This window comes from Ornithinimicrobium sp. (assembly GCF_051004135.1).
Taxonomy (GTDB): Bacteria; Actinomycetota; Actinomycetes; order Actinomycetales; family Dermatophilaceae; genus Ornithinicoccus.
Genome location: NZ_JBPCKQ010000041.1, coordinates 1 through 6716, shown reverse-complemented (window position 1 = coordinate 6716; position 6716 = coordinate 1). Strand labels below are relative to the sequence as shown.

The window sequence follows — 6716 nt, the reverse complement described above, 5'->3', positions numbered from 1 at the left end:
GAGGCCCGCGAGCGCATCGTGTCGCTGCGCCACGATCTCGACGCCGCAGGCAGCCCGCCGCTCAACTTCGCCCTGGTGCTGGGCCGGCACGACGACGCACCCGTGGACGTATCCTCCTCCGGGCGCCAGGTTCGGGTGCGCCGCCTGTCCGAGGTGGCCGACGCTGAGCTGCTGCCGGGTCGTGAGGTGTTGCTCACCGACGCGCAGACGATCGTGGCCGTGGCGGCATACGAGCAGGTCGGGGAGGTGGTCACCGTCAAGGAGCGGCTTGGCGAGGACCGGGTGATGGTTTTGGTGCGCGGCGAGGAAGAGCGGGTATGTCGTCCCGCCGGCTCGCTGCACGGCGTTGCCTTCCGGGCCGGCGACACCATGCTGATGGAGGCCCGCAGCGGCTTCGCCTACGAGCGGATCGCTCAGCCCGAGGTCTCCGAGCTGGTGCTGGAGGAGGTCCCCGACATCTCCTACGCCGACATCGGCGGCATGGGCCGCCAGATCGAGCAGATTCAGGACGCCGTCGAGCTGCCGTTCCTGCACAAGGACCTCTACGCCCAGCACCAGCTGCGCCCGCCCAAGGGGGTGCTGCTCTACGGTCCGCCCGGCTGCGGCAAGACCCTGATCGCCAAGGCGGTCGCGGCGTCGCTGGCCCGCAAGGCCGCCGAGCGCACCGGGCGGGCGACCCCGCAGAGCTACTTCCTCAACATCAAGGGCCCCGAGCTGCTCAACAAGTATGTCGGGGAGACCGAGCGCCACATCCGGCTGATCTTCCAGCGGGCCCGCGAGAAGTCGACCGACGGCACGCCCGTGGTGGTGTTCTTCGACGAGGTGGAGTCGCTGTTCCGCACCCGCGGCTCCGGCGTCTCCTCCGACGTGGAGACCACGATCGTGCCGCAGCTGCTCGCCGAGATCGACGGGGTGGAGCGGCTCGACAACGTCATCGTGATCGGCGCCTCCAACCGCGAGGACATGATCGACCCGGCCATCCTGCGGCCCGGTCGGCTCGACGTGAAGATCAAGATCGAGCGCCCCGACGCCGAGAGCGCCCGGGACATCTTCGGCAAGTACCTCACCGTCGACGTGCCGCTGCACGCCGACGACCTGGCCGCGCACGACGGCGACCGGGAAGCGACCCTCGAGGCGATGATCGCCGCGTCGGTGGAGCGGATGTACGCCCCCATCGAGGACAACATGTTTCTGGAGATCACCTACGCCGGTGGCGACAAGGAGGTTCTCTACTTCAAGGACTTCAACTCCGGCGCGATGATCCACAACATCGTCGACCGGGCCAAGAAGATGGCGATCAAGGACCTGCTCACGGACGACTCGCGCGGGCTGCGCATCGAGCACCTGCTGCAGGCCTGCGTCGATGAGTTCAAGGAGAACGAGGACCTGCCCAACACCACCAATCCCGACGACTGGGCCCGGATCTCGGGGCGCAAGGGGGAGCGGATCGTCTACATCCGCACCCTGGTCTCGGGCAAGGACGGCGTCGAGCCCGGCCGCACCTTGGACCGCGGCACCCCCGGCCAGTACCTCTGACCCACAGCTCCCTCCCGGGAGCGACCGCTCCCTCGAGTTTGAGATGCAGGAATGCGCGCGAACCCACTCGGCGCCGCAGTTGTTCGCGCGCGTTCGTGCAGGTCGATCTCGCTGACGGCGCCGGCCTATGTTCGCAGTCGGCGGACCCGCAGTCGGCGGGCCAGGAGCCGCCAGCCGAGCAGGCCGGCCGCGAGGGTCACCGCGGCCACGACGACGAATGCGGTCGCCGTGCCCTGATCGGTCAGTGTGCGCAACGCCATACCGGTCGGCACCGTGCAAGCCCAGACCACGGCTCCCGCACGCAGACTGCCCAGGTGCACCGCCCGCCGCGCGGACGTCACCGCGAGGGCGACGGACCACCCCAGCAGCAGACCCACGGCGAAGGGCCAGGCGGTCTGCAAAACCCCGAGCACACTCAGTCCCTCGGCGTGAGTGGCCCGGCCGACCGTCGCGAATGCGAGGACCGTGACGACGTCCAGAAGTGGGGAGGCGGAGGCTGGGCGCACCCCGCGATCATGCACCCACCACCCGTAGTGCGCTCCATCTCGCCTTGCGCAGCGCACGGTGGAGCGCACAACGGTCAGCCGAGTGCGCACAACGGTCAGCGGGACCGCGGATGTGAACAAGCGTTCACGACACTGGTCATCCCGTCTCGGGCAGGTGCGGTCGATGCGCTGCCACCCACGAAGCCCAGAGTCGAGAGGACCCCGTGTCCAGCAGTGCCCCCGAGACCGATGTCGTCGCAGCCCCCGCTGCCGAAGAGCGTGCCCCGCGATCGACCGGCCTGATCGTCACGGTGCTGGCGCTGTGCGGCACCCTGGTGTCCCTGCAGCAAAGCCTGACCGGATCAGGATGAACCGCAGGCTGCAGCTGACCGGCTGGGTCACCGATGAGGGTGAACCGCTCGGTGCTGCCCTGCCCTGCTCTCGCTCATCCGGCACTCCGGGGGACTATGCGGGCACGACCGCCCCGGACCCGGACGGCCACTACGAGTTGGGGCTGCCCCCACCGGGGCGCTACGTGCTGACCGTCATCGAGACCGCCACCGGCCGCACCCGCTCCCGCGCCGTCCAGATCGGTGCGGTCTCGGCGACCCTGGACATCGACCTGAGCACCGGCATACCGCGGCAACGGTCGGCGGCGACCCGATGAGCGCGGACAGCCACTGCCGGGCCGACCTGCTCGCCTGCACCATGCTCGGCCTGGCTGCCGGAGCCCGGTCCTTCCGGCTGCTGGACCCCGACGGCACGGACCGGGACCGGGTCGTCACCGAGTACGGCGCGATCGTGCAGGGGCTGCTGGACGGGATCTCCCCACCACCGACTTAGGCTTGTCGTATGACCGTGCGCCGAGTGATGGGGATCGAGACGGAGTACGGCATCACCCGGCCCGGTGACCCCGCTGCTGATCCGATCCAGCTGTCCGGGCTGGTCGTGCGCGGGTATGCCGTGCGGGCGGGGGTGACCCGGGCACTGCCGCTGGGCGCCGGCTGGGACTACGCCGACGAGACCCCGTTGCGAGACGCGCGGGGCTATGAGATGGCCCGGGCTTTGGCCGACATCAGCCAGCTCACCGACGAGGGGGATCCCAGCATCGCCAACTCGGTGCTCTCCAACGGGGCCCGGCTCTACGTCGACCACGCCCACCCCGAGTACTCCGCACCCGAGGTGACCACCCCGCGCGACGCGGTCCTGTGGGACCGGGCGGGGGAGGAGGTCATGGTCCAGGCCCTGGGCGCGCTGCAGGACCAGGGCCAGTCGCTGCGGCTCTACAAGAACAACGTCGACGGCAAGGGTGCCTCCTACGGCACCCACGACAACTACCTGGTGCCGCGGTCGGTGCCGTTCCCGGAGCTGGTGCGCGGCCTGCTGCCGTTCCTGGTGGCCCGACAGATCCTCTGCGGCGCCGGGCGGGTCGGACTCGGAACCATGTCCCAGCTCCCCGGCTACCAGATCGGGGCCCGCGCCGACTACATCGAGACCGAGGTCGGCCTGGAGACCACCCTCAAACGGCCTCTGGTCAACACCCGCGACGAGCCGCACGCCCGGGCTGATCAGCACCGCCGGCTGCACCTGATCAGCGGCGATGCGACGCTGGCGGATGTCGGCACGTTGCTCAAGGTCGGCACGACCAGCCTGGTGCTGCGTCTCATCGAGACGGGGCGGGCCCCCCGCCTGGAGCTGGCCGACCCGGTCGCCGCGGTGCGCACCGTGTCCCGCGACCCCTCCCTCCAGGCGGTCGTGCCGTTGCGCGACGGCCGCTCGATGCGCGGCCTGGACCTGCTGGAGGCATACCTCGATGCTGTCCGGGACGCTCTGCTCGACGAGCCGACGGGCTGGGTGGCTGACCACGACACCCGCGAGGTGCTGCACCACTGGGAGAGCCTGCTCGAGGTGCTGCGCACCGACCCGATGCGGGCCGCCGACCGGGTCGACTGGGTCGCCAAGCTGGCGCTGCTGCGTGGCTACCGCGACCGCGACGGCCTGGCCTGGGACGACCCGCGGCTGCGCTTGGTCGACATCCAGTACAGCGACCTGGACCCCCGGCGTGGTCTGGCCGCCCGGCTGCGTGACAGCGGACGGCTGACCTGCCTATTGACCCCGGAGCAGGTCGCCGATGCGGTCAAGCACCCCCCGCCGGACACCCGCGCCTGGTTCCGCGGGGAGTGCGTGCGGCGGTATGCCGCGCAGGTGCGGGCCGCATCGTGGGACTCCGTGGTCTTCGCCGACCCGGCGCGCGGGCTGCGCCGGGTGGCCCTGCCCGAGCCGCTGCACGGCACCCAGAAGGACACCGAGGCCCTGCTGGACCGGCATGCGGACGCGTTGAGCCTGCTTGCGGAGATGGAGAGCGCGCCCGCCTGAGCGGTCCCGTCTGTCAGGATGGGGGCATGGCCGGACAGGAGCAGCAACGACCCACCAACCGTCGTGACGACCAGGAGCCGGAGGCCGCGCCACCCCCCGCGGCGCCGCAGGCGCAGGAGGGCGCGCGGGACGAGGGGCTCGATGACCTGCTCGACGAGATCGACGGCGTGCTGGAGACCAACGCGCAGGAGTTCGTGCACACGTTCGTGCAGAAGGGGGGCCAGTGAGCGCCGCCGGTGACGACGGTCACGGCCGGTTGCCCACGGCATACCGCAGTGTGGGCGGCACCTCCTTCGTGGAGTTCCTGAGCGCCCAGGCACCCCAGCTGATCCCCGGCGCCGCAGCGCCGATGACTCCGCCGCAAGGAGATCTCGATTCCCCGCACGGCACCACGATCGTCGCCCTCGCCTACGACGGGGGGGTGCTGCTCGCCGGCGACCGCCGGGCCATCATGGGCAACCTGATCGCACACCGCGAGATGGACAAGGTCTTCGCCGCCGACGAGTACTCCGCTGTCGGCATCGCCGGCACCGCCGGGGTCGCCCTGGAGATGGTGACGCTGCTGCAGGTCGAGCTGGAGCACTACGAGAAGATCGAGGGCACGCTGCTCTCGCTGGAGGGCAAGGCAAACCGGCTGGCCACGATGATCCGCGGCAACCTGGGCAACGCCTTCCGCGGCCTGTCGGTGCTGCCGTTGTTCGTCGGCTACGACCTCGACACCGGGACCGGCCGGATCTTCTCCTACGACGTGACCGGGGGGTGCTACCCGGAGGCGCGCCACCACAGCATCGGCTCCGGCTCGTTCTTCTCCCGTGGGGCGCTGAAGAAGCTGTGGCGCCCCGGCATGGGCCGCGACCAGGCGGTCTCGGTGGCCCTCGAGGCGCTCTACGACGCCGCCGACGACGACTCGGCCACCGGCGGGCCGGACCTGGGCCGGCAGCTGTGGCCCACCTGCGCGACCGTGTCCAACACGGGGGTGGCCTTCGTCGCGGAGGACGATCTTGAGCGGGCGGTGCGCGCCATCGTCGAGGCCCGCCGTGACAACCCGGGAGGTGCCCGATGAGCTTCGGCATGTATGTCTCGCCCGAGCAGCTGATGAAGGACCGGGCCGACTACGCCCGCAAGGGCATCGCCCGCGGCCGCTCGGTGATCGTGGCCAGCTACGCCACCGGCATCGCCTTCGTCGGCGAGAACCCGTCGCGCACGCTGCACAAGGTCTCCGAGATCTACGACCGGATCGGCTTCGCCGCTGTCGGCAAGTACAACGAGTTCGAGAACCTGCGGGTCGCCGGCATCCGGTATGCCGACCTGCGCGGCTACTCCTACGACCGCAGCGACGTCAGTGCCCGCGGCCTGGCCAACGCCTACGCCCAGACCCTCGGCACGGTGTTCACCCAGGAGTCCAAGCCCTACGAGATCGAGATCACCGTCGCCCAGGTCGGCCGGGACGCCGAGCAGGACCAGATCTACCGACTCACCTATGACGGGTCGGTCAGCGACGAGCCCGGCTTCGTGGCGATGGGCGGGGCGAGTGACTCCTTGGCCACCGGGCTGCGCGAGCGGTGGACCGAAGGTATGTCGTTGGCCCAGGTGCTCGCGCTGGCACGGGAGCTGCTGGCGAGCGCGGGCGCGGACAAGGAGCGCACCCTCGGTGCCGACCAGCTGGAGGTGGCCGTGCTGGATCGTCGCCGGCCACGTCGCACCTTCCGCCGGCTCGGCGGGGCGCTGCTGGAGGCGCTGCTGGATCCCGACGACGTGACCGACGACATACCGACCCGCGACGACCGGCGCCCCGGGCAGCACGACACGCTGACCCGCACCGACCCGAACGGCGCCACCGGCCACGACGGTGACCCGGCGCACACCAACCCGCAGCTGCAGCAACCGCCGGACTGACGCGTCGTCGGCGGGCAGCGCTTGGTCAGCCGGCGAACTTGCGGCGGCCAACGCGCTCAGATCTGGTGCAGCTTCTTGACCACCACGAGCAGATGGTGGCACCAGCTCCCTACCGCTGACTCCTGCCCTCTCGGGACCACTGATGCGGGCACCAGTGAGCCTCGGCGGCTCGTGCTGCCCTTCCAGCTCGTCCTGATCTCGCCGGTGTTGGTGCCGGTCTGGGCGCGCTCGGCTGGTGGCGGCTGGTCCGCAATCCCGAGCTGCGGGTATGGTGTCCGATCGCCGTGGCCTTCGTCGTACTGGTGGGGCTGGTCCTGCTCCTGGGGGGCAAGCCCGACTACGTCTGCGGGCTCTACCCGGTGCTGCTGGCCGCGGGTGCCGAGCCGGTCGCCCGGTGGCTGCGCTCGGGCACCCGGTCGGTGC

The 6716-nt window shown here is 70.7% G+C and carries 9 protein-coding genes; 8 read left to right on the top strand and 1 reads right to left on the bottom strand.

Going from position 1 to position 6716, the window contains the following annotated elements; genetic code table 11:
* Window positions 1–1536 (top strand): proteasome ATPase (arc, locus tag ACR2FV_RS02140; RefSeq protein ID WP_434014076.1); only part of this gene is annotated, 1536 nt, incomplete at its 5' end.
* 125 nt (window positions 1537–1661) lie between these two features.
* Here the strand turns inward: arc and ACR2FV_RS02135 are convergent.
* Window positions 1662–2042 (bottom strand): DUF3054 domain-containing protein, encoded by a 381-nt coding sequence (locus tag ACR2FV_RS02135; RefSeq protein ID WP_434014075.1) that lies wholly within the window; start codon window positions 2040–2042, stop codon window positions 1662–1664.
* 203 nt (window positions 2043–2245) lie between these two features.
* Between ACR2FV_RS02135 and ACR2FV_RS02130 the strand changes: the two genes are divergently transcribed.
* Genes ACR2FV_RS02130 through prcA form a run of 7 tightly spaced genes read left to right on the top strand, consistent with a single transcriptional unit; the run spans window position 2246 to window position 6293 of the window.
* Window positions 2246–2392, top strand: a complete 147-nt coding sequence (locus ACR2FV_RS02130; RefSeq protein WP_434014074.1) for a hypothetical protein — start codon at window positions 2246–2248, stop codon at window positions 2390–2392.
* On the top strand, window positions 2389–2688 hold the full coding sequence (locus tag ACR2FV_RS02125; RefSeq protein ID WP_434014073.1) for a hypothetical protein: 300 nt from the start codon (window positions 2389–2391) through the stop codon (window positions 2686–2688). Before ACR2FV_RS02130 ends, ACR2FV_RS02125 begins: the two co-directional genes overlap by 4 nt.
* Window positions 2685–2864 carry a hypothetical protein gene (locus ACR2FV_RS02120; protein ID WP_434014072.1) on the top strand — a complete coding sequence of 60 codons (180 nt, stop codon included), beginning with the start codon at window positions 2685–2687 and terminating at the stop codon, window positions 2862–2864. The genes ACR2FV_RS02125 and ACR2FV_RS02120 overlap by 4 nt, the downstream gene beginning before the upstream one ends.
* Window positions 2865–2873: 9 nt before the next feature.
* Window positions 2874–4397 (top strand): depupylase/deamidase Dop, encoded by a 1524-nt coding sequence (dop, locus tag ACR2FV_RS02115; protein ID WP_434014071.1) that lies wholly within the window; start codon window positions 2874–2876, stop codon window positions 4395–4397.
* Between the two features lie 26 nt (window positions 4398–4423).
* Window positions 4424–4624, top strand: a complete 201-nt coding sequence (locus ACR2FV_RS02110) for a ubiquitin-like protein Pup (RefSeq protein WP_434014070.1) — start codon at window positions 4424–4426, stop codon at window positions 4622–4624.
* Window positions 4621–5460 (top strand): proteasome subunit beta, encoded by an 840-nt coding sequence (prcB, locus tag ACR2FV_RS02105; protein ID WP_434014069.1) that lies wholly within the window; start codon window positions 4621–4623, stop codon window positions 5458–5460. Before ACR2FV_RS02110 ends, prcB begins: the two co-directional genes overlap by 4 nt.
* Window positions 5457–6293, top strand: coding sequence for a proteasome subunit alpha (prcA, locus tag ACR2FV_RS02100; protein WP_434014068.1), 837 nt, complete (start codon window positions 5457–5459; stop codon window positions 6291–6293). Before prcB ends, prcA begins: the two co-directional genes overlap by 4 nt.
* The last annotated feature ends 423 nt before the right edge of the window (window positions 6294–6716 follow it).

Coding starts and splice junctions, on each gene's coding strand:
- ACR2FV_RS02120 (WP_434014072.1), top strand. CDS start 2,685: ATGAGCGCGGACAGCCACTGCCGGGCCGACCTGCTCGCCTGCACCATG.
- ACR2FV_RS02110 (WP_434014070.1), top strand. CDS start 4,424: ATGGCCGGACAGGAGCAGCAACGACCCACCAACCGTCGTGACGACCAG.
- ACR2FV_RS02125 (WP_434014073.1), top strand. CDS start 2,389: ATGAACCGCAGGCTGCAGCTGACCGGCTGGGTCACCGATGAGGGTGAA.
- dop (WP_434014071.1), top strand. CDS start 2,874: ATGACCGTGCGCCGAGTGATGGGGATCGAGACGGAGTACGGCATCACC.
- prcA (WP_434014068.1), top strand. CDS start 5,457: ATGAGCTTCGGCATGTATGTCTCGCCCGAGCAGCTGATGAAGGACCGG.